23 protein-coding genes and 1 riboswitch are annotated in these 22,183 nt (G+C 68.4%); of the genes, 11 read left to right on the top strand and 12 right to left on the bottom strand.

The window, feature by feature from the left end; translation table 11 throughout:
* Positions 1-163: 163 nt before the first annotated feature.
* Positions 164-361, bottom strand: coding sequence for a hypothetical protein (locus tag ACFWPH_RS26575; RefSeq protein WP_378754848.1), 198 nt, complete (start codon positions 359-361; stop codon positions 164-166).
* A gap of 308 nt (positions 362-669) precedes the next feature.
* Here ACFWPH_RS26575 and ACFWPH_RS26580 point away from each other — a divergent pair, with 308 nt between their 5' ends.
* Entirely contained in the window at positions 670-1,875 is a 1,206-nt protein-coding gene (locus ACFWPH_RS26580) for a serine hydrolase domain-containing protein (protein WP_378754849.1), read from the top strand.
* Between the two features lie 33 nt (positions 1,876-1,908).
* The gene (locus ACFWPH_RS26585; RefSeq protein ID WP_378754850.1) at positions 1,909-2,895 is read left to right on the top strand and encodes an effector binding domain-containing protein; all 987 of its coding nucleotides are present in this window, start codon (positions 1,909-1,911) and stop codon (positions 2,893-2,895) included.
* 49 nt (positions 2,896-2,944) lie between these two features.
* On the opposite strand, the gene ACFWPH_RS26590 is transcribed toward ACFWPH_RS26585, so the two are convergent.
* A complete protein-coding gene (locus ACFWPH_RS26590) occupies positions 2,945-3,547 on the bottom strand; it encodes a TetR/AcrR family transcriptional regulator (RefSeq protein WP_378755079.1) in 603 nt (200 codons plus the stop codon).
* 159 nt (positions 3,548-3,706) lie between these two features.
* Here ACFWPH_RS26590 and ACFWPH_RS26595 point away from each other — a divergent pair, with 159 nt between their 5' ends.
* Positions 3,707-4,561, top strand: a complete 855-nt coding sequence (locus ACFWPH_RS26595; RefSeq protein ID WP_378754851.1) for an NAD(P)H-binding protein — start codon at positions 3,707-3,709, stop codon at positions 4,559-4,561.
* A gap of 203 nt (positions 4,562-4,764) precedes the next feature.
* On the opposite strand, the gene ACFWPH_RS26600 is transcribed toward ACFWPH_RS26595, so the two are convergent.
* The 3 genes from ACFWPH_RS26600 to ACFWPH_RS26610 all read right to left on the bottom strand — a co-directional run bounded on the left by ACFWPH_RS26600 (position 4,765) and on the right by ACFWPH_RS26610 (position 7,558).
* The gene (locus ACFWPH_RS26600) at positions 4,765-5,973 is read right to left on the bottom strand and encodes an FAD-dependent oxidoreductase (RefSeq protein WP_378754852.1); all 1,209 of its coding nucleotides are present in this window, start codon (positions 5,971-5,973) and stop codon (positions 4,765-4,767) included.
* Between the two features lie 441 nt (positions 5,974-6,414).
* On the bottom strand, positions 6,415-6,954 hold the full coding sequence (locus ACFWPH_RS26605) for a carboxymuconolactone decarboxylase family protein (RefSeq protein WP_378754853.1): 540 nt from the start codon (positions 6,952-6,954) through the stop codon (positions 6,415-6,417).
* 16 nt (positions 6,955-6,970) lie between these two features.
* Positions 6,971-7,558: a peroxiredoxin gene (locus ACFWPH_RS26610; RefSeq protein WP_062978590.1), complete on the bottom strand. Its 588-nt coding sequence runs from the start codon at positions 7,556-7,558 to the stop codon at positions 6,971-6,973.
* 122 nt (positions 7,559-7,680) lie between these two features.
* On the opposite strand from ACFWPH_RS26610, the gene ACFWPH_RS26615 reads away from it, so the two are divergent.
* Positions 7,681-8,589: a hydrogen peroxide-inducible genes activator gene (locus ACFWPH_RS26615; RefSeq protein WP_378754854.1), complete on the top strand. Its 909-nt coding sequence runs from the start codon at positions 7,681-7,683 to the stop codon at positions 8,587-8,589.
* A gap of 224 nt (positions 8,590-8,813) precedes the next feature.
* On the opposite strand, the gene ACFWPH_RS26620 is transcribed toward ACFWPH_RS26615, so the two are convergent.
* Positions 8,814-10,259 carry an MFS transporter gene (locus ACFWPH_RS26620; RefSeq protein ID WP_378754855.1) on the bottom strand — a complete coding sequence of 482 codons (1,446 nt, stop codon included), beginning with the start codon at positions 10,257-10,259 and terminating at the stop codon, positions 8,814-8,816.
* Positions 10,260-10,344: 85 nt separating this feature from the next.
* On the opposite strand from ACFWPH_RS26620, the gene ACFWPH_RS26625 reads away from it, so the two are divergent.
* Both ACFWPH_RS26625 and ACFWPH_RS26630 read left to right on the top strand, forming a co-directional pair.
* Complete coding sequence (locus ACFWPH_RS26625) at positions 10,345-10,734, top strand: MarR family winged helix-turn-helix transcriptional regulator (RefSeq protein ID WP_280413847.1); 390 nt, start codon at positions 10,345-10,347, stop codon at positions 10,732-10,734.
* Between the two features lie 124 nt (positions 10,735-10,858).
* Positions 10,859-11,482, top strand: a complete 624-nt coding sequence (locus ACFWPH_RS26630; protein ID WP_378754856.1) for a class I SAM-dependent methyltransferase — start codon at positions 10,859-10,861, stop codon at positions 11,480-11,482.
* 44 nt (positions 11,483-11,526) lie between these two features.
* On the opposite strand, the gene ACFWPH_RS26635 is transcribed toward ACFWPH_RS26630, so the two are convergent.
* Positions 11,527-12,423 (bottom strand): LysR family transcriptional regulator, encoded by an 897-nt coding sequence (locus tag ACFWPH_RS26635; protein ID WP_378754857.1) that lies wholly within the window; start codon positions 12,421-12,423, stop codon positions 11,527-11,529.
* 78 nt (positions 12,424-12,501) lie between these two features.
* Here ACFWPH_RS26635 and ACFWPH_RS26640 point away from each other — a divergent pair, with 78 nt between their 5' ends.
* The 4 genes from ACFWPH_RS26640 to ACFWPH_RS26655 are packed head-to-tail and all read left to right on the top strand — an operon-like array spanning position 12,502 to position 15,713.
* Positions 12,502-13,455, top strand: coding sequence for an EamA family transporter (locus ACFWPH_RS26640; RefSeq protein ID WP_378754858.1), 954 nt, complete (start codon positions 12,502-12,504; stop codon positions 13,453-13,455).
* Complete coding sequence (locus tag ACFWPH_RS26645) at positions 13,452-14,084, top strand: NAD(P)-dependent oxidoreductase (protein WP_378754859.1); 633 nt, start codon at positions 13,452-13,454, stop codon at positions 14,082-14,084. Before ACFWPH_RS26640 ends, ACFWPH_RS26645 begins: the two co-directional genes overlap by 4 nt.
* Before the next feature lie 19 nt (positions 14,085-14,103).
* A complete protein-coding gene (locus ACFWPH_RS26650) occupies positions 14,104-15,027 on the top strand; it encodes an SMP-30/gluconolactonase/LRE family protein (protein WP_378754860.1) in 924 nt (307 codons plus the stop codon).
* A gap of 59 nt (positions 15,028-15,086) precedes the next feature.
* On the top strand, positions 15,087-15,713 hold the full coding sequence (locus ACFWPH_RS26655) for a formylglycine-generating enzyme family protein (protein ID WP_378755080.1): 627 nt from the start codon (positions 15,087-15,089) through the stop codon (positions 15,711-15,713).
* Here ACFWPH_RS26655 and ACFWPH_RS26660 read toward each other — a convergent pair.
* Entirely contained in the window at positions 15,710-16,627 is a 918-nt protein-coding gene (locus tag ACFWPH_RS26660; RefSeq protein ID WP_378754861.1) for a DUF5995 family protein, read from the bottom strand. The genes ACFWPH_RS26655 and ACFWPH_RS26660 overlap by 4 nt on opposite strands.
* 795 nt (positions 16,628-17,422) lie before the next feature.
* Positions 17,423-18,040: a TetR/AcrR family transcriptional regulator gene (locus ACFWPH_RS26665; protein WP_378754863.1), complete on the bottom strand. Its 618-nt coding sequence runs from the start codon at positions 18,038-18,040 to the stop codon at positions 17,423-17,425.
* Positions 18,041-18,153: 113 nt separating this feature from the next.
* Between ACFWPH_RS26665 and ACFWPH_RS26670 the strand changes: the two genes are divergently transcribed.
* A complete protein-coding gene (locus tag ACFWPH_RS26670; protein WP_378754864.1) occupies positions 18,154-18,885 on the top strand; it encodes a nuclear transport factor 2 family protein in 732 nt (243 codons plus the stop codon).
* Positions 18,886-18,922: 37 nt separating this feature from the next.
* Here the strand turns inward: ACFWPH_RS26670 and ACFWPH_RS26675 are convergent, their stop codons facing one another.
* From ACFWPH_RS26675 to ACFWPH_RS26685, 3 genes are read right to left on the bottom strand one after another with little or no spacing between them, the layout of a single operon-like run.
* Positions 18,923-19,924: an ABC transporter substrate-binding protein gene (locus ACFWPH_RS26675; RefSeq protein WP_378754865.1), complete on the bottom strand. Its 1,002-nt coding sequence runs from the start codon at positions 19,922-19,924 to the stop codon at positions 18,923-18,925.
* Positions 19,921-20,694 carry an ABC transporter ATP-binding protein gene (locus ACFWPH_RS26680; RefSeq protein ID WP_378754866.1) on the bottom strand — a complete coding sequence of 258 codons (774 nt, stop codon included), beginning with the start codon at positions 20,692-20,694 and terminating at the stop codon, positions 19,921-19,923. Before ACFWPH_RS26680 ends, ACFWPH_RS26675 begins: the two co-directional genes overlap by 4 nt.
* Positions 20,694-21,749, bottom strand: coding sequence for a FecCD family ABC transporter permease (locus ACFWPH_RS26685; RefSeq protein WP_378754867.1), 1,056 nt, complete (start codon positions 21,747-21,749; stop codon positions 20,694-20,696). Before ACFWPH_RS26685 ends, ACFWPH_RS26680 begins: the two co-directional genes overlap by 1 nt.
* A gap of 106 nt (positions 21,750-21,855) precedes the next feature.
* A riboswitch (cobalamin riboswitch) is annotated at positions 21,856-22,069 on the bottom strand.
* Between the last annotated feature and the right edge of the window lie 114 nt (positions 22,070-22,183).

The following is a 22,183-nucleotide window of genomic DNA, read 5'->3' on the forward strand; positions in this document are numbered from 1 at the left end:
CCGGTACCCGCGGGCGGCGCGTGTGTTCGTCGCCTACTCCGCCGGCCCGCCCCTGCCGGACGCCGGTCGCCCGGGACACTCGATGCGCGATGCCGCGCGCTACTGGACCCCCGCTACCCGGCACCGAGAACCCCGGCCCCGACGCCGGGGTTCTCGGCGGCCCCTACTGTCCGTCCCACTGCCCGGGCGGGCCGTACTGCTCGTGCGTGGACGGAGCCGTGCCGGCCACGCTCGACGAGTCCGGTGCCGACGGGCCGGTTCCGGTCCATGGCCGGTCCGCTGCCGTGGCACCGGCGGCGCCGGTCACGACAGCGCCGAACACTGTGGCTCCCACGAGAAATGCTCTGATCGAGGCGCGCATATCCATTTCCCTTCGTTCTGCTGCACTGTTTTTCAGTGCAGCAGAAGGTCGCACGTCGCGCCAGGGTCTCGGCGAGATCCGGCGCTTTCCGCACCGTGACCGATCGGCCGTCCGGTGTGGGCTACGTGCCTGCTACGCCGCATGAAGTCGGTGGGCATGTGCTCAGCCACATACGACGGTCGGCGTAGCCGGCTCACCGATCTCGTACGACTGTCGTCGTGCTCGGAGAAGTCTCTCGGCAGACGCGCAACCTCCCTGGCCGGCGCGAAGGTTGGTGTGTTCGATACCGAGTCGAGAGGACGAACGACGTGAAGATCCGACACGTGACCATCATGCTGGCCGCCGCGCTGAGTATCAGTGCCTGCACAATCGCCTCTTCGGACACTCACGAGTCCGCGGACGCGTGGGATACCGAGCGCCTGCGCGCCGCGCTCGCGGCGATCGAGCGTGCCGGGATACCCGGAGTTTTTGCGGAAGTGCGCGCGGGTGACCAGGTGTGGAGCCACGCCGCGGGGGTCGCCGACCTGACCTCCGGCCGTCCGGTCACGCCGGATATGCGGCATCGCATCGGCAGCGTCACCAAGACCTTCACCGCGGCCGCGGTCCTGCAGCAGGTCGAGCAGGGCCGGATCGATCTCGACGCCCCGATCGGCGATTATCTGCCGGATGTGGTGCCGGGGGAGCGCGGCCGGGAGATCACGGTGCGGATGCTGCTCAACCACACCAGCGGCCTGCCCGACTATTTGCCGTACACCTTCCCGTCGCTCGCGGGGCTGTTCACCGGCGGTGAGGTTTCGGCGCAGAGCCTGGACGACAACCGGTTCCGGAAGTGGGATACGGCGGAATTGATCGGCATGGGCGTGAACGCGCCTGCCGGTGCGCCGGGCGCACTCCCGGGCGTGTACTCCAACACCAACTACCGCATCCTGGGTGAATTGGTGCGACACACGACCGGTATTGCGTTCGAGCAGTACGTCACCGAACAGGTGATCGCTCGGGCGGGGCTCGAGCACACCTACTTCCCGGACCGGCCGGAACTCGACGAGCCGCACTCACGGATGTACGAGGCGCTGTATGGCGTCATCGATCCGCCGCGGGATTACAGCACCTACGACAACTCCTGGCTCGGCCCCGGCGCCGGGCTGGTTTCGACCATGGCCGATGTGAACACCTTCTACCGCAAGCTGTTCGCCGGTGCGATCGTCGGCCGGAAGTCGCTGGAGCAGATGCGGCAGACGGTTCCGGTGACTGCCCTGGACGGGCAGCCGATCGAGTACGGTCTCGGTCTGCACAAGGTGCAATTGCCGGGCTGCGACACGCTCTGGGGTCACGACGGTTCGGTTTTCGGCGCCTCGATGATGTCGCTGCATTCGGCCGACGGGCAGCGCCAGATGTCGGTCGCGGTGAACCTGGTGCGCGCGAACCGGCCGGACGCCACCGGGCGACCGCAGCCGCACCCGGCCGACGATGCGCTCGCGGCGTTCTACCGGACCGCGATGTGCCCGGCGGTATAGCCCGCGCCGGCAGGGCAGCGGAAGGGCATTCAGGTGACCCCGGCCCACCGAGTCGCGCCTGAACTGCGATCCGCACGACATATCCGCGCATGGATCATCGGACCTGTTCGGGCGCGTTTCCGTAGCGTCGAGGCCAGGAGGAAGGTGAGCATGGAGCGGCTGAACGAAGCGATGGCGCTGGTGGAGCGGCAGCTGGAAGGAGAGGTCGATGTGCGTCGCGCGAGCCGGATCGCGCTGATGTCAGAGCACCACTTCCGGCGAATGTTCTCCACGCTGGCAGGGATCCCACTGTCGGAGTACGTGCGGCGGCGGCGGATGACCATCGCTGCGGCGTCCGTCGTCTCGGGTGCCGAGCCGTTGCAGGACCTGGCCGTTCGCTTCGGCTACGGATCCGCCGACGCGTTCTCGCGCGCGTTCCGGGCCGTGCACGGCGTCGGTCCCGAAGGCGCACGCCGCCCCGGCGTCATCCTCCGATCGCAGCCGAGACTCACGTTCACGATCACGATAGAAGGGAACACGACCATGGATTACCGCATCGTCGAGAAAGAGGCATTCACCCTCGCGGGCCTGCGGACCCGCATCCCGCTCCGCTACGAAGGAGTCAACCCTGCCGGCGCCGCATTCGTGGAGGAGGCCGGCGATGAGCAGTGGGCACGGATTGCCGGCCTTTCCGACCAGGAGCCGGCCGGAGTCCTCAGCGTGCACGACGCGATTTCACCGTCGCGGGAGGAGGGAACCGAGCTCGACTACTACGTCGCTGCCGCGACGAGCAAACCCGTCCCGGAAGGCTTCGACGCACTCGAGGTGGCGGCGTCCACGTGGCTCGTGCTGGAGTCGACCGGGGCGTTTCCCGCTGCGCTGCAGGAACTGTGGCCTAAAGCGTTCCAGGAGTGGTTTCCCGCTAATCCCTACCAGAGCGTTCCCGGCCCCGAAATGGTTCTCGCAGAGTACTTCGACGAGGAACAGACCCATGGGCGGTACGAGCTGTGGATCCCGGTCGAGAAGGTGGCACACGCCTGACGCCATCCGCGCGTGCAGTAAGAGCCTGGCCTCACACACCTGCGCGCTGTCATTGTCCGCCGGAGGCGGAGGAGCGCCCTCGGATTCCGTCCAGGAGGTAGTGGGTGCGGCGGTCGTAGTCGTCTCGGGGAGGCCGGGTGCCGTGCTTGAGGGCGAGGGCGGTGTCGACGACGAGTGCGTGGAGGTCGTCGGCCGTGAACTCCGGCCGCAGCGCGCCGGAGGTCCGCGCCGCTGCTATGAGCCCTTCGTTGGCCTCGTTTCCGGCCCGGCAGATCTCCATGAGCTGCTGCGAGTGCGGATATGTCTGCAACAGGACGTCGTTGAAAGCGGGTTGCCGGTACTGGAGGTCGCGGAGCGCGGTGAGGTAGTACGTGATCCGCTCGCCGACGTCCTCGATGGTCCGGGTGTGATCGATGACGGCGAACAGCTCATTCGACACGAGCTCTTCGATGACGGCCTCGATGAGACCGATCCGCCCGCCGAACCGGTTGAAGATTGTGGCCTTGCTCACCCCGGCTGCCTCGGCGACCTGCTCCAGCGGCACCGTCAGGCCCTGTCCCTGGAAGGCGCCGATCGCGGCGGAGCGGATCTGTTCGGAATTGCGCCGGGCGTCGGCGCGCAGCCGGGATTCCGGAGGTACCGCACCGGGCATGGCCCTCACCGCTTCTCCCTGTCGCTCACCGTCGTAACTTGACTCATCGAGTCAGCTTACCTACTGTCGCAGGCGGAAGGGAACTTGACCCGCTTGGTCAACTTATGATTCCGCCCACCGCCGAGACGGACGCCGTGGGCGCTCAGGAAGGTCGAGAACATGATCGTTGTCACCGGCGCTACCGGTGGGCTGGGCGGGACCACCGTCGAGCACCTCCTCGAGCGCGTACCCGCCGACCGGATCGGTATCAGTGTCCGCGACGCCGCCCGGGCGCAGCACTTCGCCGACCGCGGTGTGCGCGTGCGGCAGGCCTCCTACGAGGACCCGGCCGCGCTGCGTGATTCATTCGCCGGTGCCGAGCAGGTCCTTCTGGTGTCCGGCAACGATCCGGCCGCCGATATGGTCGGCCTGCACCGCGGTGCCATCGAAGCCGCGGTGCAGGCCGGCGCCCGGCGGATCGTCTACACGAGCCAGCACGGCGCTGTCCCCGGTAATCCGTACCGGCCGTCGGATATCCACATCGCCACCGAGGCGATCCTCGGCGACTCCGGAGTCGGCTGGACCGCGCTGCGCAACGGCGCCTACGGTCCGCTGGATCAGGTTCTCGGCCCATGGCAGCGGACCGGCGTGATCGCTCAGCCCGCAGACGGCCCCGTCCCGTACACCGATCGTGCCGATATAGCCGAGGCCACCGCAGTCGTACTCGCCGGTGACCGCTCCTTCGATGGTCCGGTCACCCTTGCCGCGCCGACCGCCCTCACCTTCGACGATGTCGCCGAGATCGCCGCCGGCCTCACCGGTCGCACTATCGAGCGCATGGTCCTGGACGACGAACGGTGGACCGCCGACCAGGTCACGACCGGTGTGCCGGAGCAGATGGCCCGGCTCATGCTCACCTGGTATCAGGCGGCCCGTGCAGGCTATTTCGCCGAATCCGGCCCCTTACTGACCGAACTTCTCGGCCGCGAGCCTCGCACGGTCGCTGACCGGCTCGCAGCCCACATCGCTGCCTGAAGCTGAAAGATCCCGCGAACTACGGGAATTGGAAAGACGTTTACAGCAGACGTCGACTGCCCCGGCCACCGCACTCGCCGCCGTGGCCGGCATGGTGGTAGAGCGTGGGCCATCGACGGAACCCCGCGGTGAGTATTCACCGCGCTGATGGCGCAGTCCGATACATCTTCCGCTGGCTCGCTGGATGATCCGAACGAAACGACCTAGTTGTTCGCGCGCCGGATCGACCGCTGGACCAAACCGCGGATGCCTGGTAGCCCGATCGCGCGGAGCATGAACTCACCGGCCCACACGTGGGCGCGCGTCGGAGGTGCGAACCTACTCATTCCCTGGCGCGCCAACGCTTGCCGTTTGCCGACTTCCGGGCGCAGCGATGCCTCCCAAGCGGCGAGCGCGCCGGGGATATCGTCGCCGTCGCCGTGGTCGCCGAGGGCCGCGCCGAGGCGGTCGGCGCCGTCGAGGGCCAACGCCGCGCCGTAACCGGCGAAAACGGTGACGCACCAGGCGGCGTCGCCCAGCAGGACGATGCGGCCGTCGCTCCAGCGGTCCATGACCACCTGGCCGACGGAGTCGAAGTAGGCGCCGGCCGGATCGGTCTCGAGTTGGTGCAGGGCCTCGGCGACCCCGCCGCCGAGATCTCGGAACGACCGGGTGAGCGCGGCGGCGGAACCCTGGTCGAGTTCGGCTCGGGTGTCGGGGCAGCGGTAGGTGAAGAACGTCGAGGAGCGCTGTGGGCCGAGGTTCATCACCGCGGCGGTGCGACCGGGGCCGATGAATGTGGTTCCGGCGCCTTCCGGTACGTGCTCGGGGACCGTCTCGAGCGGGAACGCACCCACCATATGGCCCAGGTCCACCAGGTAGTCGGCTTCGGGGCCGAAGACCAGTTCGCGGATCCGGGAGTGCACGCCGTCGGCGCCGATGAGCAGATCGGCCCGGATACGGCTGCCGTCGCCGAGAGTGGCCTCCACCGCGTCCGCGTTCTGGGTGACCGCGTGCACGGTGGTGCCGAACCGGATATCGGCATATCCGGCCACCGCGTCGTACAGCGCCGATTCCAGGTCGCCGCGGAAGATACTCAGTGCCCGGGTTCCGACGGCTGCCTCGGCGACCGCGGCCGGTAGCCGGAACTTCTCGCGCCCATCGGCGTGGACCATGATCGAGGTGAAGAAGCCGATATCGCACGGAGTCAGGGCGGGCACGAGCCCCAGCCGTTCGGCCGCGTCGTATCCGGGGCCGTGCAGGTTCACCAGGTACCCGCTGCTGCGCCGGGCCGGCGCGCGCTCGACCACCACGATCTCCCAGCCCTGCCGGTGCAGCCGCCGGGCGGCGGCGAGTCCGGCGATACCGGCGCCCACCACGAGGGCCCGCTTCTTCTTCGTATCCGCCGCATCCGGCGCTTGGATGGCTGCCACTACCACTCCCGTATCGGTCTCCGCCGGTGCGAACCACACCGATCGGCGTCAACCTTAAGTTGACGACCCTCATGCGTCAACTCTGGGTTGACGCCAGCGGCGGTGGGATGGTCATGATGCCGTGCGCTTCCCGCGGCAGTTCCTGAACCTGCGGGATCGCTCCCGTCCTGCGGTCCGCCGCCGCGTCCGCTGGGCTTGGAGCCGGGATCGAATCCGGCGCGGGGATGGGCGGCCGAGACCGGCACGGTGCCGGGTGTGGCGTGGTGTGGCAGCCGTGAGTGTGATCGGGCTCGTGAGGCCGGCGGATGCGGCCGCTCGCTGGGGCGTCGGCGCCCTCGCTCGCTGTGTATAGCGCGTCGATACGCTCCCCGAAAAGCCCTGTGGGGCCGCCGAATCCGGCGGCCCCACAGGGCTTGTGAACGAAATCCGCAGGGCGGCGGATCAGACGGCGGCGCCGGCCAGTGCCTCGCTCGTCTGCACGGCCTGGCCCACACCGGCCACGATGGCCGCCGCGCGCAGGGCCTCGAAGATCACCTCGCGCGAGACGCCGGCCTCGCGCAGGGTGTGCTCGTGGGCCTCCAGGCAGTGCTGGCAGCCGTTGATCGAGGACACCGCGAACGACCAGAGTTCGAAATCGTTCTTGTCCACGCCCGGCGAACCGATGATCTGCATCCGCAACCCGGCCCGCAGATCGTCGTACTTCCCGTCCAGGAAGCCCTTGCCCCGGTAGAACACATTGTTCATACCCATGATCGACGCCGCGCCCAGGGCCGCGTTGTACGCCTCCGCGGACAGGGTGTCGGCCGCTTCCTCCGCGATCTCACGCAGCGTGGTGGCCGAACGAGTGGCGGCCGCGGTGGCCAGCAGGGTGCCCCACAGCTGCTGCTCGTTGAGCACGGTGGTGCGTGCCATCGAGGAGAGGTTGAGCTTCAGATCCTTGGCGTACTCGGGAAGCGAGTTCTTCAGAGTGTCGATGCTCACTGTGTTACCTCGTCTCTCAGACGCTCGCCGACAGTAGTTCGCCGGCGTCGATGGTGGGATCGCCCTTCTTCCAGTTGCACGCGCACAGTTCGTCGGACTGCAGCGCGTCCAGCACCCGCAGCACCTCGTCGACATTGCGGCCCACGGAACCGGCGGTCACCGACACGAACTGGATCTCGTTGTTCGGGTCGACGATGAAGGTGGCGCGGTCGGCCACACCGTCGGCGTTGAGAACGCCGGTCGCGGCGGCGAGTTCACGCTTGAGATCCGACAGCATCGGGAACGGCAGGGTCTTCAGATCCTCGTGCTGGGCCCGCCACTGGAAGTGCACGAACTCGTTGTCCACCGAGGCGCCGAGCACCTGGGCGTCGCGATCGGCGAACTCGTCGTTCAGCTTGCCGAAGGCGGCGATCTCGGTGGGGCAGACGAAGGTGAAATCCTTCGGCCAGAAGAAGACGATCCGCCACTTGCCGGCATAGTCGGCGCTGGTGACCCGGGTGAAATAGTCGTCGGGCTGCTGCGCGTTGACCTTCGACAGGTCACCGCCGATCACCGCGGTGAGGTCGTAGGCGGGGAACTGGTCGCCGATGGTCAACAGGGGCATGGTCGAACTCCTTGTCGTATCGAGTGGCCGGCGGATCTCGCCGGCGGGGTGAGCATTCTGCGTCGATCTTGCCAATGAACCCGCAAAAGGCAAAAGTGATAGGTCGCACTACACTGATAGGGATGTCCGATCAGTCTTATCAGCCAACCCTCTCGCAGCTGCGTGCCTTCGCCGCCGTCGCCGAACATCGCCATTTCGGTGCGGCCGCCGCGAGTCTCGATGTGAGCCAACCCACCCTCTCGCAGGCCCTGGCCGCGCTGGAAAACGGTCTCGGACTGCAGCTGATCGAACGCAGCACCCGCCGGGTCCTGGTGACCGAGGCGGGCCGGCGGCTACTCCCGCAGGCGATCGCCACACTGGATGCCGCCGACCGATTCCTGTCCGCCGCGAACGGCGATACGCTCGGCGGTGTCCTGCGGATGGGCATCATTCCGACGGTCGCACCGTATCTCCTGCCCGCATTGCTGCCGACCCTGCGTCGCCGCTTACCGGCGCTCACGCCACGGATCGTCGAGGACAGAACGGCCCGCCTCCTCGACGAGCTGCGCACCGGCAGTCTGGACGTCGCGGTGCTCGCTCTGCCCGCCGATGTCCCCGGCGTGGTGGAGATACCGCTGTACACGGAGGACTTCGTCGTGGTGGTGCCGGCGGGTCACGAGCTGGCGGGTCGCAGCGATCTCGCCCCGGCGGCGCTGGACACGCTGCCGATCCTGCTCCTCGACGAGGGGCACTGCCTGCGCGCCCAGACTCTGGAACTGTGCCGTTCCGCGGAGATCCGGCCGGGCGCGGCGGGGGATACCCGGGCGGCATCCCTGTCGACGGTGGTGCAGTGCGTGGCGGGCGGGCTCGGGGTGACCCTGATCCCGGAGATGGCGGTAGCGGCCGAAACCGGCCGCGGCGCCCTGGATATCGTGCGGTTCGCCGCGCCCGCCCCTGGTCGCACGCTGGGTTTGGTGTACCGGGCATCCACAGCTCGGGCCGACGATTACGCGTATCTCGCAGAGGTCATCCGCACACAACAGCCGATCTGAGGCCGGCGCGGTCCGGTTTCCGCGCATGCCCCGCAAAATCTCCGCCCGCCGCCTTACCTGCTCGAACCGAGCTCATCGGGCGAGCCGGTGTTCGATCGGGGGCTGTGTGCGGGGCAGTAGTCCGGTGGCAGTCGGCCGAAGACCTCGGCCCGCAACCCGGGATGGGGTTGCGGGCCGAGGGTGATCCGGCGGCGAACGGATCACAGGCGGTGGCGACGTCTCGCTTACGCGATCGCGGCGGCCACAGGTTTACGGTTCAGCACCGCCGCGATCGATGCCACCAGGCCGACCGCCGCGACCGCGGTGACCAGGTACAGCCCCGGCCGGTACCCGGCGATACCGTCGGCGGTGGCACCGCTGATCAGGCCGGTCGCGATGGCCAGTACCACCGCGCCGCCGATCTGGAACGAGGTCTGCACCAGGCCGGAGGCCAGGCCCTGTTCGTGGTCGGCGATACCTTCGGTGGCCTGCACCATCACGGCCGAGAAGCCCAGCGCGAAACCGAGTCCCAGCAGGAGGAACGCGGGCAGGTAGTCGAGGGCGTAGACCGGGTCGGGGTTGCCGCCGCGGGTCAGGAACCACACGTAGCCGGCCACGAAGGAGGTGAGTGCGGCCAGGATCATCGGGGTGGTGCCGAAGCGGTCGATGAGCTTACCGGCGATCGGGGACAGGACGGCCACGATGATGCCGGTCGGTGCCATGGCGAGCGCCATCTGCAGCGGTTCCCAGTGCAGGGTGTTCTGCAGGTACAGCGAGACGATGGTCTGGAAGCTGAGGTAGGAGCCGAAGATCGCGAGGGCGGCCAGGTTGGCACGCACGATCGACTTCACCTTGAAGATGCTCAGGCGCACCAGCGGGTGGCCGACCCGGTTCTCGACCACGAAGAAGCTGCCGAGCAGGCCGACCGCCAGGACGGTGGTCGCGATGACGGTGGCGGTGAAACCGGTCTCCGGGGCCGTGACGATGGTGTAGATCGCGGCGAGCGTGCCGCCGGTGAGCAGCGCGGCGCCGGCGAAATCGATCCGGCCCTCTTCCTTTTCGGTATTGCGCGGCACCACGAGGTAGGCGGCGAGCACGACCCCGGCGACCACGACGACGGGCAGGTAGAAGGTCAGCCGCCAGTCGATACCGGTGAGCAGGCCGGACACGATGAGCCCGGAGGCGTATCCGGTGGCGCCGAAGATCGCGAAGATCGAGAGTGCCCGGTTGCGGTCGGGGCCTTCCTTGAACGTGGTGGTGATGATCGACAGCGCGGCCGGGGCGGTGAACGCGGCGGCGACGCCCTTGACGATCCGGGTGGCGATCAGCAGCCAGCCCTCGTCCACGAGCCCGCCCACCAGGGAGGCGATACCGAAGACGACCAGGGCGGTCAGGAACACCTGCCGGCGGCCGAGAAGATCGGCGGCGCGACCGCCGAGGAGCAGCAGGCCGCCGTAGCCGAGGATGTAGCCGTTCACGATCCACTGCAGTGCGGAGGTGTCGAGGCCCAGTTCCTGGCCGATGGAGGGGAGCGCCACGCCGACCATGGAGACGTCGAGGGCGTCGAGGAACATGGCGAGGCCGGCGACCAGCAGGATTGCCCACAGGTGAGGGCTCCAGCGGCCGGGGGTGGACGCGGGGGATGTCTGTGCCGGGGTGAGGTTCTGCGGCGAGGTTGCAGTCAGGGTCACGACGGCAAACTTAGATGCGCGTACATTAAATGTCAACGCATGTAATGCGTGGGCATTTAATGACTTGACATGATAATCTCGGATCATGTACCACGACACCGACAAAGATGTCTGCGCGAAGTGGTCCGATACGCTCCGCCTGTACCACGGCACGTCCTGCGAGCTGGAGAACGCGCTACAGGAACGGCATCAGCTCGGGCTCAGCGAGTTCGAACTCCTGCAGGTTCTCGGCGGACGCTGCGGCGCGGAGCAGACCGAGAAGGTCAAGATGAAGGACATCGAAACGGAGATGTACCTCAGCCAGAGCGCCCTCTCGCGAACCGTGACGCGGCTCGAGAAGGCGGGGCTGCTGGAACGCGCGGCCTGCGATTTCGACCGGCGCGCCAACTTCCTGAAACTCACCCCGGCGGGCCGGGCGCGGCTCGACGACGCCAAACCGACCCATCTGGAAGTGCTGCGCAAGCACTTGGATTGACCGTGCCAGGGCCGTACCCGGCCCGGGCGCGCTTGGCCGGACGCCACGGCGGATCGGGTGTCCGGCGGGCCGTACCGTGTGGTGACGGTTGTCTACCGCCGAGCCCGAGCCGAGGAGGAAACCGATGAACGCCCACACCCCCGAAGGGCGCGTTCCGAGTAAATGGGAGGAGCTCGTTGCCGCCGACCCGCAGCATTCGCAGTGGTATGTGCAGCGATTCCGTGATCTGGCCGCCGAAGGCCAGGACATCTTCGGGGAGGCACGGCTGATCGACGCGATGCTCGGCCGCCGGGGCCGGGTACTCGACGCGGGCTGCGGGCCCGGCCGGCTGGGCGGGTTCCTGCACAATTCCGGGCATGCGGTGGTGGGGGTGGATGTGGACCCGGTGCTGATCGCCGCCGCCGAAGCCGACTACCCCGGCCCGGACTGGCTCGTCGGTGACCTCGCCGAACTCGATCTACCGGCACGCGGTGTGCCCGCCGATTTCGATGTGATCGTCTGCGCGGGCAATGTGGTGACATTCCTGGCGCCGGCCACCCGTCCGGCCGTACTCGCGGGTTTCGCGCGGCATCTGGCGCCGGACGGCCGCGTGGTCGTCGGCTTCGGTGCCGGGCGCGATTACGATTTCGCGCAGTTCCGCGCCGACGCCGCGGAGCAGGGCTTCCACGAAGACCTCATGCTCTCGACCTGGGATCTGCGCCCGTTCACCGCCGAATCCGATTTTCTGGTGGCCGTCCTCTCGCGCTAGAAGTCCGGGCCGGTCCGGCGCCGCTCCGGCGGGTGTGTTCCGGATCAGCGGCCGGCTGCCGTGTCCGCTCGGAGCGGAATATCGAGAACGGACAGGAACGCCGACGCCGCGGGGGTGCGAGTGACACTGCTCCAGATGATGTACTCGACCCGGGCCGGGGCATCGGAGACGGCGACCGTGACCAGGCCGGTGAGCCGGGGGACGTATGCAGAGGGCAGCATGGCCACGCCCAGATCCTGCGCGACGAGCCGGGCGATGTACTCCGCGGACGACACCTCCAAGGCGACATCACGCTCGATTCCGGCGGCGGCGAACGCCTGATCGGACTGCGCGCGCCCGGCGGTTCCGGCCGGGAGGTCGACGAAGGTTTCGCGGGAGAGTCGTTGTAGGTCGACCGATGATTCGCCGGCGAGTGGATGCTCGGGGGCGACGACAGCGACGAGCCGGTCGCGGGCCAATTCGTGGGCGTTGACGCCGCGGGGGTGCGCGGTGGTCGGGAGCCCGAGGAAAGCGATATCGAGGACACCTTCGCGCACCTGTTCGGTGAGGTCCTCGCTCGCCCCTACCCGCAGGCTGATGCGGACATGCGGATAGCAGCTGCGGAAACTGCGGAGCGCGCCGGGAAGATCGACCGCGGTGACGGAGGGGATCAGTCCCACGGCAAGACGTCCGCGAACCTCGCCGACCGCCGCGGCGGCCTCGGCTGCGGCGCGGTCGGCGGCGTCCAGGCATTGGCGGGCGGCCGGTAGGAACGCCGCGCCGGCGGGCGTCAACCGGACTCGCCGGCTGGTGCGTTCGAACAGTTTCGCGCCGAGTTCCCGCTCCAGGCGGGCGATCTGGTGGCTGAGCGCGGACTGGACGACCAAGCAGCGCTGGGCGGCCTGGGTGAAATTGTTCGTCTCGGCGACGGCGAGCACGTAGCGCAGTTGTTGGAGCTCCATAGATCAATCTTGTATCGCGATTGATGAAGTGACAAGCATGTATTGGACTCATTGATTGTCTGCGATGAGACTTCTACTGTGAAAAGTTCAGTTGCACACAAGGTTGTGGCCGGGTCCGGTGGAACCGGTCGAGGCAACCTGTCCCGCACCGCGCTCACCGCGTTCGCTCCGGTCGCCTGGGGCACGACCTATATCGTCACCACCGAGCTCCTTCCCGCCGGGCATCCGCTGTTCGCCGGCGTGCTTCGGGCGCTACCGGCCGGGGTGATCGCGCTCGCGATCACCCGGACCCTGCCGCGCGGCGCCTGGTGGGGGAAGGCCGCGGTGCTCGGGGTGCTCAATATCGGCCTGATGTTCCCGCTGCTGTTCATCGCGGCCGAACGGTTGCCCGGCGGAGTCGCGGCGACATTGGCCGCCGCGCAACCGTTGGTCGTGGCCGTGCTGGCAGTCGCCGTACTGCACGAGAGCCCCTCCGCGTGGCGGATGGCCTGGGGTGCGCTCGGATTGGCGGGGGTCGGTCTGGTGGTACTCGGGCCTGCCGCGGCCCTCGACGGTGTCGGGGTCGTCGCCGGGCTCGGCGCCGCGGCGTCGATGGCACTGGGGCTGACGCTCACCAAACGATGGGGCAGGCCCGCCGGGACGACGCCGACCGCCTTCGCCGGCTGGCAGCTCACGGCGGGCGGGCTGTTCTTGGTCCCGCTCACGGTCTTCGTGGAAGGCGCACCGCCGGCGATCGATCTGCCGGCCGTCCTCGGCTACCTCTGGCTCGGACTGTTCGGTGGGCTGATCGCGTATGTCCTGTGGTTCCGGGGCGTCACCAGTCTGCCGGTGAACGCGGTCGCGATACTCACGCTGTTCTCGCCGCTGGTCGCCGCCGTCCTCGGTGCCGTCCTGCTCGGACAGACGCTCGGCCCGGTCCAACTCGTCGGATTCGGGCTCGCGCTGGCCGCGATCGTCGCAGGCCAGCTTCCTGCACCGGCTCGCCGGTCCGCAGCATCTCTCGCACTCACATCGAAGGAGATCTCACGATGAAAATCGCCGTGGTGGGCGCCGCCGGGATGGTCGGCTCTCGCGTTGTCATCGAGGCCGCCCACCGGGGCCACGACTCGGTGGCCGTGATTCGGAACGGGTGGCCGCGGGCATTGCCGTCCGGCGTCGTCACCGTCCGGGGCGACGCGAACGACCGCTCACAGATGAGTGCGGTGTTCGCCGGCGCGGACGCTGTTGTGGCCGCGACTCGCCCGGTGCCGGGGCAGGAACGGACTGTGGCGGCAATTACGAACACGATGCTCGATGTGGCGGCCGAGCACGGAATCCGGATTCTCGTTGTCGGCGGCGCCGCGCCGCTGCGGACCCCGGGAGATCCTGATCGGCTGGTTCTCGACAGTCCCGAATACGTACCCGAATCGATCCGGACCATCGCGGGAGCCAGCGTCGCCCAACTGGAGGCCTGCCGCAATCATCCGGCCGACTGGGTGTATCTGAGTCCACCTGCCCTACTCGAACCAGGATCGCGGACGGGAACCTACCGGCGCGGAACAACCACGCTGCTGGTCGACGCCGACGGCAGTTCCCGGGTCTCGGCCGAGGACCTTGCCGTCGCGATTCTGGACGAACTCGAGACCCCCGATGTCATCCGCCACTTCACAATCGGCTACTAGCGCGGCTGGAGGTTCAGCGATGGGTCGCCTGCTCGATATCGCGGTCATGCTCGTGGTGCTCGGCGCCTTTCTTGCCGTGCCCGGATGCCGGGACGAGCGTCCGTTCCCGGCCACGATCGCACTACCTGCCGGGTTCGCGCCGGAAGGTATCGCGATCGGATACTCGCCGGTCGCCTACCTCGGATCGCGACTGGACGGGACGGTCTATCGGGTGGATCTGCGAACCGGCCTCGGCTCGGTTCTGAGTCCGGGCCCGGGCACCCCGGCGCTCGGGCTCGAGCTCGATCGGCGCGGTCGGTTGTTCGTGGCCGGTGGTGCCGGGGGAGACGCCCGGGTGATCGATACCCGGACAGGGGAACTGCTGGCGCGCTATCGGTTCGAATCCGCGGACCCGTTCGTCAACGATGTGGTGCTCACCCCCGCGGGGGCGTGGTTCACCGATTCGCATGCTCCTGTGCTGTACCACCTGCCGCTCGGCCCCTCGGGTGCGCTGCCGCGGGCCGATCAGGTGGTGCGGCTACCGCTGATCGGTGACCTCGGTTTCGTTCAGGGGGCGATCAATGCCAACGGTATCGTCGGCACCCCGGACGGTACCGGCCTGATTCTCGTGCAATCGGCGACTGGGCGGCTCTACCGTGTCGACCCCGTGACGGGGACGGCGACCCCGGTCGACCTCGGTTCCGAGTCGGTGCCCCAGGGTGACGGACTGCTCTGGCACGACTGCAGACTGCTGGTCGTGCAGAATCGGCTCGGCGCGATCGCCGAGGTGGTGCTCGACGGTGCAGGTGTTCACGGCTCGGTCGAACGCCGCCTGCGGGACGACCGGTTCGACGTTCCGACGACAGTGGCGGCTTTCGGGGAGCGTCTCTACCTACCCAATGCCCGGTTCACCACGCCGTCGACACCGAGTACCGCATACGACATCGTCGCGATCGGTGGATGACCTCTTTACTCGCCGGGTGTCTCTGCTGGTAGGCAGAACCGGTGAACAGAGAGATCGCGCTGGTGGATATCCGGGCCGGCCGGGTGGAGTTGTCGGATCGCCGGACCCGACGCTGCTGGCCGGTGGAGCTGGCGGCGTACCGCATCGGGGCGCTGCCGGTGACCCGGGCGCAGTATGCGGCGATCATGGGGGACGAGGCCGGTGACGGGCTGCCGGCCGACAGTGTGTCCTGGGAGGATGCGGTGCGATTCTGTAATCGCCTGTCCGAGCGGGAAGGCCTGACCCCGGTGTACCGGCGGGCCGGTGAGGACACGGAACCGGTGGCCTCGGCCGACGGGTATCGTCTGCCCACCGAAGCCGAATGGGAATACGCCTGCCGGGCCGGAACCACGGGGCCCCGCTACGGTGAGCTCGACGAAATCGCCTGGTATCGCAGCAATTCGGGCGGCGCCGCGCAGCCCGTCGGCCGGAAACGGCCCAACGCGTGGGGCTTGTACGACATGCTCGGCAATGTCTGGGAGTGGTGCTGGGATTTCTACGATCCCGCCGTCTACGGCGAATACCGGGTGCTGCGCGGTGGCGGCTGGTTCGACGAACACTGGAGTTGCCGGGCCTCGGTGCGGCGGCGCAGCCATCCGACACTGCGCCTCGACGATGTGGGGTTCCGGGTGGCCCGTTCGGGCTAGAGTGCGCCGCGGGCGGCGAGCACTTCGAAGGCGGCATCGGCGCTGCGCCACAGCACATCGATCTCCGCCCGCACAGCCGGAGCGGCCGCCGGATCCTGCAGAGCCAGGCCGTTGCCGAAGATCACCACATTGGCGCCCGCATCGGCCAGGCGCAGCAGGGGACCGGTGGCCACACCCGCGCCGAGGACGGCATCGAGCCCCTCGCCCACGAAATAGAACCGCCACAGCGGGCCCAGATCTGCGCCGTAGACGGCTTTCGTGAGATCGACGATGAGGAAACCGTGGCGGGCGATCGCGTCGACGATGGTGAAATGGTCGCGTGCCTGGGCCGGTGTCGCCCGCGTCGCGGCGACGGCATAGGCGAGGTCGACGGTGAGGTGGGCGTTGTAGCCCGCCATCGCAACCCGGGCCGCGGACAGTTCGCACTGCCGGGTGAGCGCGAAATAGTGGGCCCACTGCGGCTCGGCCGGTGCGCCGGTGAACTCGGCGTGCACATTGCGCAGGAACCGGGTCAGCAGATCGAGGCTGATGCGATGCGCCCATTCGGGATCGACGAACGCGTGGGGGTTGCGCTGCAACGGCATGACGGCGGCCCGCTCCACGGCATCGAGTCCCAGTGCCAGCAGACCTCGCCGGTCCCGATGCGCCACCAGGATCTCGGTGATCCGCCGATGCTGTTCCACCGCACGTTCGAGCCGGGTCAGCGAGGACCCGGTGCTCTCGTCCAGCAGTTCGGAGGTATCGGAGAGTTCGGCGATCTCGGCGACAGCGGCGGATGTCAGCGGCGCGCCACAGGCGCTTTCGGCGACGACGGCCTCGGCGCGCGGTGGGATCAGCAGGCCGGCCACGGCGAATACGAAGACCAAGGCGGTGCGGCCGAGGCGACGCCGATGGCCGGGGTTTGCGCTGGACATTGGTCACACCACCTTCATTCGACGAACAAGTGGGCGTGCACGACTGCGAGGGAGAACCAGATGAACGGATCCGTGCCCGTGGTCTGCCGGGCGCGGCTACACACTAGCTCCGGGCGTAGGAGGATTGTTCCCGCCACGCGGACCGCGGCCGGCGGACCGGCCATGATCGGGTCCGGTCGTGATTCGCCGCCTGTTCCGCCCACTACTCGCTATGCGTCCGGCAGCCGGGCGGCGGCGTACCGAGCCGCAGCCCGGAGGCCGCTCACCTCGAACCTGCCGTGGCACAGACTCTGTCGTACGCCATTCGTGCGGGGCCGGGATCACCGCGCGGCCGCGGGGGAATCGACGGCGCGTTACTCCGCGCCGGGCCCGGGGCAGGTCCTCGATGCGTGTGCCCGCCGACCCCCCCCGGGCACACGCGCTCGGTCTGGTCGCGGTTCTCGCGTTCCATCCGCTGCCACCGAATATCGACCACCGGGTGTGGTGGAAGGAATCGGCTGCCCCTGACGGGTAACCGCGCGGTTCGGGCGGGTGCTCGCCGCAGTGGGTTCGGTGGTGACCTGCCCGGCGCAATCCCGGTTTCGATGCGTTCGGCCGATTCGACGGGGACGGCGTGCCGACCGCAGGCGGCGCAGGAGCAGAAGCAGGCCCTGGTCCGGTCGGTTCCGACCGCTCTGTGCGGACAGCCGAACCGGGCCGTCGTGCCGGTGCGGGCAGTCGAGGGGGCCGTTGTGCCTGTGCGGGCGGCCGGGCCGGGCCATCGTGCCGGTACGGCTCACTGCTCCCAGGATGGCTCTAGACGGTTGTTCGTGCGAGGGCGAGAACGATGTCGGTGGCCGCGTCGACCAGCCGGTCGCGCGGTACCGGGAGCCGGCCGTCGATCCAGTCGACGTAGAGCGCGACCAGTGCGCCGCTGAGTGCGGTCGCGCTGATGATCAGGGCTTCTTCGCTGTCGGGCAGCAGTGCGCTCACCTCGTCGCCGAGAGCGGGGAGCATCGTGCGGAGGAAGGCCGGGAGGCGGTCCGCACTGTGGCGGCGCAGGGTGTCGTCGGTGAGTGGTTCGCGCAGCAGAACCCGGGCCCGGCGTGGGTCCTCCTCGAAGTAGGCGGCGCAGATTTCGAGTGCCGAGCGCACGGTGGTGTGCGCATCCGTGGCCTCGGCGGTCGCGCCGAGCCTGGCCAGGAGTTCGGTTTCCAGGCGGTCGTAGACGGCGGTGAGCAGCGCTGTGCGGTCGGTGAAGCTCTCGTAGAAATAGCGCGGACTCAGGTTCGCCAGGCGCGTGACCGCCCGCATGGTGACCGCCGCCGGTCCGTCGGTGCCCAGCAGGTCGAATCCGACGTCCACGAGTTGTTCGCGGCGCTCCGCGGACCTGTCGTCCAGGGTCCGGCCGCGCCACAGCTTGGGTGCGCTCATCGGATCATCCTCGCATCGACCGCCACCATTGACATCAGGTGATTCAACATGAATCATACGATTCATGTTGCTACCGGGTGCGGCCGGCCCGCGCCCGTCGAAAGGTTGCCGCTGTGTTCAGTGAGGAAAAGTTTCAGCAGGCCCTGCGCCGCCCCCGCCTCGCCCGGCCCGCTCCCGAGTTCCTGGACGGTAATCGCGCGGTACCGATCCGGGTGATCCCCGAACCCGAACTGCAGGCCACCACCGAGGAATGGTTCGTCCAGTTCGACCGGAAACTGGAGTACTACGGCAAACTCGGTCTCGACCTGTCCTGGCTGATGGAGTGGGCGAAGAAATACTGGTGGAGCTTCCTGGCCCGGGATATGAGCCTCAACCACGAGCTGTACGCGCCGGATATCCGCTACACCGATGTCACCACCTTCGGCCGCACCATCACCGGGATCGACGAATTCGTGAAGTACAACTTCGCCTTCTTCGACGCCATCCCGGACTGGCGCTACGATCCGCTGCCCGACCAGGTCTATCTCGACGTCATGCCCGACGAGAAGGTCCGGGTCGTGATCCGCTATATCGGCAGCGGCCACTGGGACGGCCCACTGCGGCTCTACCCCTACGACGACAGCGCCCCCGTCCTGTACGGCACCGGCCGTTTCATCCAGTGCCCAGCGGTCGACCGCTACCACTTCAACGTCGACGGACTCATGGAGGAAGGTGAAACCCTCTACGACGCCTTCGATGTCACGCAGCGCGGCGGGATCCTCCCGCGCGACGACAGCTGGCAGTTCAAGGCCCTGATGTCGGCGTCGAAGATCCCGGCGCTGCTGCAGCGGTTCACGTCCCGGTAGGCCGGGCCGAACGCGACCGCGGGCTACCACGACGCGGCTAATAGCCCGCGGCGCGCAGGAATTCCGCGACCGTGACCACCGCCTGCGGATTACGCGGCCCCTCGACCAACGCCGCATAGGGCAATGCGAGGAAATTGTTCTCCCGGACGGCGGTGGTACCCGCCATCAGCGGATGCCGGCGCAGCTGCTCGATCTTGGCCTGCACCGTGTTCTCCGGGCCCGCACCGTAATCCACGATCACGATCGCCTGCGGATCACGCTGCGCGGCAGCTTCCCAGGAGGTCGAGGTCCAGGAATCGTTCAGATCGTCGAAGATATTGCTGCCGCCCGCCTCCCGGATGATCTGCGAGGGCGCCGCGGTACGGCCGGAGGTGAGCGGCTCCGGGCTCGCACTGTCGAACAGGAAGACGCGGGCCGCTTCCGCCGGGGCATCCGCGTCGGCCCCGGCGACCTGCTCGCGGTATCCGGCGACGAGTTCGTCCGCCTTCGCGCGCACCCCGAAGATATCGCCCAGGTTCCTCAGGTCGGTGTACAGGGCGTCGAGCGGTTCCATCACACCGCGCTGATCGGTCCCGGGTTGCCGGCAGGATTCGGTCAGCAGATACGGGTCCGCGCCGATCGAGCGCACCCAGTCCGGGGTCAGGCCGGTGCTCTCCCGGAACCCGTAATTCCAGCCGGCGAAAACGAAATCGGGTGCCGCGGCCTGGACGGCCTCCCTGGTGAAGGCGTCGCCGAGCTCCGGGGTGCGTTCGAAATCGGCCTGCCACGGCGAGGACGCGATATCGCGTTCCTTTCCGGGATAGGTGGTGTAGCCGGCGAGACGATCGGCCAGCCCGAGCGCGAACAACATTTCGGTGATGCCGGTGTCGTTGGCGACCACCCGCTCGGGGATACCGTCGATCGTCAGCGGGGTACCGCAGTTGGTGACAGTGACCTGCTGTCGGGCGCCAGCGTTCGCGGTTTCCTGTATCTCGGCGCCGCATCCGGTGAGCACTACTGCGGTCACCGCCAGGGCCACTATCGGCCGGAAGGTTGTCATCGGTAATCCTTGTCGTCGAAAATGACCTGCGGAACACCCAGCCGCGGATGGGTGAAGATATGGCCGCCGATCGAGAACCAGCGGCCGATCACCTCGGTGGTGATCACCTCGTGCGGATCGCCCGAGCACACCAGCCGGCCGCCGTGCAGGACGAAGAGCCGATCGCAGTGCTGCGCGGCCAGATTGAGATCGTGCAGCGCCGCGACAACGGTGATACCCAGGCCGCGCGCGGCCGCGAGGACGGTGTATTGGTGCTGTACATCGAGGTGATTGGTCGGTTCGTCCAACACCAGCACCTGCGGCTGCTGCGCCAGCGCTCGCGCGATCAGGACCCGCTGCCGTTCCCCGCCGGACAGGGAGAGGAAACCGCGGTCGGCGAGATGCGCAGTATCGGCGGTCGCCATTGCGGCGGCGCAGATCTCGTCGTCCCGCCGCCGGGTGCCGCGTAGCAGTGTGGTGTGCGGTAGACGTCCGGTGGCCACGACCTCGGCGGCGGTGAAATCGAACGGTGTCGACGTGTCCTGGGCCAGCGCCGCCACCTGGCGGGCGTTCTCCCGCATACTGATCGCCGTGATATCGGTGCCGTCCACCAGTACCCGGCCGGAGGCGGGCGACAGCGCCCGGTACAGACAGCGCAGCAGAGTCGATTTACCGCTCCCGTTCGGGCCGATGATGCCGATGAACTGTCCGGGTGCGGCCGTCAGGGTTACCGCCTGCACGATCGGGGTGCCGTCGAGTTCGACCGTGACGCCGGCGTAGTCGACCCGCATCAGCCGCGCTCCACCAGCGTGCCGCGCCGGCGCATCAGCAGGATGAACACGGGCACGCCCACCGCGGCGGTGACGGCTCCCAGCGGTAGTTCCTGGGGCGGTATCAGGGTGCGCGCCAGCAGGTCCGCGGTCACCAGGAACACCGCACCCAGAACCGGGGTCACCGCGACGAGCCGACGGTGATCGGCGCCCACCAGCAGCCGGGCGACATGGGGCACGATCAGGCCGACGAATCCGATAGCCCCGCATACCGCGACGAAACATCCGGTCATCGCGGCGGAGACCACGAACAGCAGCAGCCGGAAGCGTGCGGCATTCATCCCCAGCGCCGCACTCACCTCGTCGCCCATCGACAACGCGTTCAACTGTCGCGCGCAGAGCGCGATCACGGCCAGGCCGGCCGCGGCCACCGCGGCCACCAGCGGAACCCTCTGCCAGGTGGCACCGGCCAGACTGCCCAGCAACCAGAACATGACGGACCGGGCGGTATCGCCGCCCCGCGGAGCCAGGAACACCAGCACGGTCGTCGCGGCGGAGAACCCGTAACCGATGGCGGTGCCGGTGAGTACGAGCCGCAACGGCACCAACCCCGACGCCGACCGCGCCATCAGATATACGAGGGCCGTGGCGCCCAGCGCGCCGGTGAAAGCCGCCGTCGACAGCGCGTAGATTCCCAGCGCGCCGAATGCTCCGAACAGTATGACCGCGGTGGCGCCCACCGAAGCCCCGGAGGAAATACCCAGCACATAGGGATCGGCCAGGGCGTTACGCACCATGGCCTGGACGATCAGGCCGACCCCGCCGAGCCCCGCGCCGACACAGGCCGCCAGCAGGACCCGCGGCAGCCGGGAGTCCACGACGATCCGGTAGTTCGCCACCTCGCCGGTGAGTACGGTGCCGCCGGTGAGTTCGGCCCACAGGAACCCGACGGTGGAACGCCAGGGGATATGCGCCGCGCCGAGCCCCAGCGCGAGCACCGAAACCACCGCCAGCGCGGCGGTCAGGCCCGCCACGAGAACCGGCACGGGCAGCCGGCGTTTCGCTCTCGCTCTCATCGGGCCGTAGCTACCCGCACCGCCCCTGATCCGACGCCTGCAGACATGCGAGTACCGCGAGTCATAATCTCGTCAACCGTTCCCTCGGAGCCGACAGCGACCCGACCGTCGGCCGGGCCACGCCGGCAGGTCTTCGGGCTCGCGAACACGACACCGGACGGCGTCACCTACTGGCGGTCGCTTCCCAGGCCGGGGGCCCAGTGCTCGATGACCGCGGTCGTTTTCACATACCGCTGCGGGGCAGCTCCGGATTCCCACCGGATTCCCTCTTACGAACCACCCGTCGTCGACGGGCGGTAACCAGCGCGGGGTCACGGTAACACCCCGTATTCCCGGACCGGACGTGCCGGGCGGGATTGTGCACCACCTCACTGGGCCGGCCGCCGGGCTCGGTGGGCGAGATTCGGCCACGGCCGGTCCACGAGGATATCGCG

The sequence above is a fragment of the Nocardia sp. NPDC058499 genome (assembly GCF_042719915.1).
In the GTDB taxonomy this organism is placed as follows: Bacteria; Actinomycetota; Actinomycetes; order Mycobacteriales; family Mycobacteriaceae; genus Nocardia.

Excerpts from the sequence above, each read along its gene's own strand:
- ACFWPH_RS26575 (WP_378754848.1), bottom strand. The coding sequence starts at position 361 with ATGCGCGCCTCGATCAGAGCATTTCTCGTGGGAGCCACAGTGTTCGGC.
- ACFWPH_RS26590 (WP_378755079.1), bottom strand. The coding sequence starts at position 3,547 with ATGCCCGGTGCGGTACCTCCGGAATCCCGGCTGCGCGCCGACGCCCGG.
- ACFWPH_RS26595 (WP_378754851.1), top strand. The coding sequence starts at position 3,707 with ATGATCGTTGTCACCGGCGCTACCGGTGGGCTGGGCGGGACCACCGTC.
- ACFWPH_RS26610 (WP_062978590.1), bottom strand. The coding sequence starts at position 7,558 with ATGCCCCTGTTGACCATCGGCGACCAGTTCCCCGCCTACGACCTCACC.
- ACFWPH_RS26615 (WP_378754854.1), top strand. The coding sequence starts at position 7,681 with ATGTCCGATCAGTCTTATCAGCCAACCCTCTCGCAGCTGCGTGCCTTC.
- ACFWPH_RS26625 (WP_280413847.1), top strand. The coding sequence starts at position 10,345 with ATGTACCACGACACCGACAAAGATGTCTGCGCGAAGTGGTCCGATACG.
- ACFWPH_RS26630 (WP_378754856.1), top strand. The coding sequence starts at position 10,859 with ATGAACGCCCACACCCCCGAAGGGCGCGTTCCGAGTAAATGGGAGGAG.
- ACFWPH_RS26635 (WP_378754857.1), bottom strand. The coding sequence starts at position 12,423 with ATGGAGCTCCAACAACTGCGCTACGTGCTCGCCGTCGCCGAGACGAAC.
- ACFWPH_RS26645 (WP_378754859.1), top strand. The coding sequence starts at position 13,452 with ATGAAAATCGCCGTGGTGGGCGCCGCCGGGATGGTCGGCTCTCGCGTT.
- ACFWPH_RS26650 (WP_378754860.1), top strand. The coding sequence starts at position 14,104 with ATGGGTCGCCTGCTCGATATCGCGGTCATGCTCGTGGTGCTCGGCGCC.
- ACFWPH_RS26660 (WP_378754861.1), bottom strand. The coding sequence starts at position 16,627 with ATGTCCAGCGCAAACCCCGGCCATCGGCGTCGCCTCGGCCGCACCGCC.
- ACFWPH_RS26665 (WP_378754863.1), bottom strand. The coding sequence starts at position 18,040 with ATGAGCGCACCCAAGCTGTGGCGCGGCCGGACCCTGGACGACAGGTCC.
- ACFWPH_RS26675 (WP_378754865.1), bottom strand. The coding sequence starts at position 19,924 with ATGACAACCTTCCGGCCGATAGTGGCCCTGGCGGTGACCGCAGTAGTG.
- ACFWPH_RS26680 (WP_378754866.1), bottom strand. The coding sequence starts at position 20,694 with ATGCGGGTCGACTACGCCGGCGTCACGGTCGAACTCGACGGCACCCCG.
- ACFWPH_RS26685 (WP_378754867.1), bottom strand. The coding sequence starts at position 21,749 with ATGAGAGCGAGAGCGAAACGCCGGCTGCCCGTGCCGGTTCTCGTGGCG.